The sequence below is a fragment of the Solilutibacter silvestris genome (assembly GCF_050574925.1).
GTDB lineage: Bacteria > Pseudomonadota > Gammaproteobacteria > Xanthomonadales > Xanthomonadaceae > Solilutibacter > Solilutibacter silvestris_A.
This window is the reverse complement of sequence record NZ_JBCMOO010000021.1, coordinates 1-1,567: the sequence shown is the minus strand read 5'-3', so window position 1 is coordinate 1,567 and position 1,567 is coordinate 1. Positions and strand designations below refer to the sequence as shown.

At 65.3% G+C, this 1,567-nt stretch carries 3 protein-coding genes; all 3 read right to left on the bottom strand.

Annotation, left to right across the window (positions count from 1 at the left end):
• The coding region (locus ABE093_RS13590) for a serine hydrolase (RefSeq protein ID WP_430761447.1) at window positions 1-338 on the bottom strand (338 nt) is incomplete at its 3' end.
• 19 nt (window positions 339-357) lie between these two features.
• Entirely contained in the window at window positions 358-678 is a 321-nt protein-coding gene (locus tag ABE093_RS13585) for a hypothetical protein (protein WP_430759864.1), read from the bottom strand.
• Window positions 675-1,391 (bottom strand): hypothetical protein, encoded by a 717-nt coding sequence (locus ABE093_RS13580; RefSeq protein WP_430759863.1) that lies wholly within the window; start codon window positions 1,389-1,391, stop codon window positions 675-677. Before ABE093_RS13580 ends, ABE093_RS13585 begins: the two co-directional genes overlap by 4 nt.
• Between the last annotated feature and the right edge of the window lie 176 nt (window positions 1,392-1,567).

Below are 1,567 nucleotides of genomic sequence, written 5' to 3'. Positions count from 1 at the left end.
AGCATGCGCAGGGTGATGGGCGTGTCCGGGAACGCGGGATTGCGCAGCGTCCAGCCCAGCCGTTTCGACACGTCTTCGTCGAGATTCAATTTGCCTTGTTCGACCAGGCGCATCACCCCGAGCGTCGTCACCAGCTTCGACACCGATGCGATGCGCGCGGGATCGTCAACGGTGATGCGGCGTTGCGCGGCGACGTCGGCATAGCCTTTGGCGTCGCGAATCAGGATGTGCTGGCGATCGAAGGTGACGCGCACCTGGGCGACGGGTTCGGCGGCGCGCGCGCTCGTGCATGCAGCCGCAGCGAGCAGTGTCGACAGGATCAATCGCGCGTGCTTCACGGGATACTCCTCGTCGGGGTCATTCCCGATGATAAAGCGCGTCGTGGTAGGCGCGATCAAGTTCCTTCAGCTTGTCCTCGAACGCGGTGCGCAGCCCGATCGGCAGGCGATCGATGTCTTCCGCGATGTATTGGCCGCGCAGTCGCTGGTAGGCGGCCTGGATGTCGGCCAGCGGCGCATTGGATGGCACCTCGAGGACTTCGAACCAGGGGCGGGGGACGGAATCGGCCCGTGGCGGCGACGCAGATGGCGATTCACGCTTGAGGTTCGGCAGCAGCACTGCGACCAGCCAGTAGCCGAACAGGAAACAGCCGACGACGATGGCGATGAGTTGGATCATGCGGGAAGGCTCCGGGAGATGCGTTCGCGACGCGCCTGCAAACCGGCTTGCAGCTCGCTGCCGGGATCGGCGAAGGACAGGTCGATGTCGGTGCGGTCGAGCAACTCGCGGCGCAACGACGCGCGGTCACGCGTATTGCAATGACGGGTGGCGAATTTCACCGGATCGCTGGCGAACGCATGATGCCGGCACAGGCGACGCAGGTAATTCACCGAGTAAGGAGGGCACAGCAGCGTTTCCGCGATCAGGCCCAGCGCCGCTTTCGCATCGAGCCCGAGTGCGGCGCGGCGACGCCAGGCGAAAACGCCCATGGCCGCGGTGACGAGGTACGACGCCAGCAATTCCGTCAGCAGCAGCGTTGGCGAACGATGGGCCAGCACGGTGACGGGGATCGCCACCAGCACGATCGCCCAGGCAAAGACGCAGCCGATGCGAAACGGCATCAGTTGCGACAGGAAAGCATCGAGGCGAGCGCCGTCGTCGACACCATCGACTGCCGTCCACGTCGCGCGGAACAGTGCGCGCTGCGGCACGAGCGGATTGGGCAGGAAGAGATAACGTCCCGCGAGTTCGACGCCGGCACTGGCGGAGACCTTCCAGTTCCGCCAGCGTTCGGCGATGGCGACCTCATCGTGGTACAGCAGCAGCGCGGAATCCTGGAGATAGAACAACAGGATTCCGGCGGCGAGCAGCCATTCGCCCGCGATCCACATCCGCGATCAGGACTTGTCGCGCGAGAAGAAACGCTTGATCGCGGCGCCGGCGGCGGCAAACCCGACCAAGAGCAGCTTCCAGAACTTCACCAGCGCGATACCGATGGTCGCGAACAGTCCCTTCTTGGCGGCGATCGCGGCGGCGCCGCCGGTCACCAGGGCGGCCAGGCCGATCT

What these genes read in the sequence shown, in the direction of transcription:
- ABE093_RS13585 (WP_430759864.1), bottom strand. Translation starts at nt 678, where the DNA reads ATGATCCAACTCATCGCCATCGTCGTCGGCTGTTTCCTGTTCGGCTAC.
- ABE093_RS13580 (WP_430759863.1), bottom strand. Translation starts at nt 1,391, where the DNA reads ATGTGGATCGCGGGCGAATGGCTGCTCGCCGCCGGAATCCTGTTGTTC.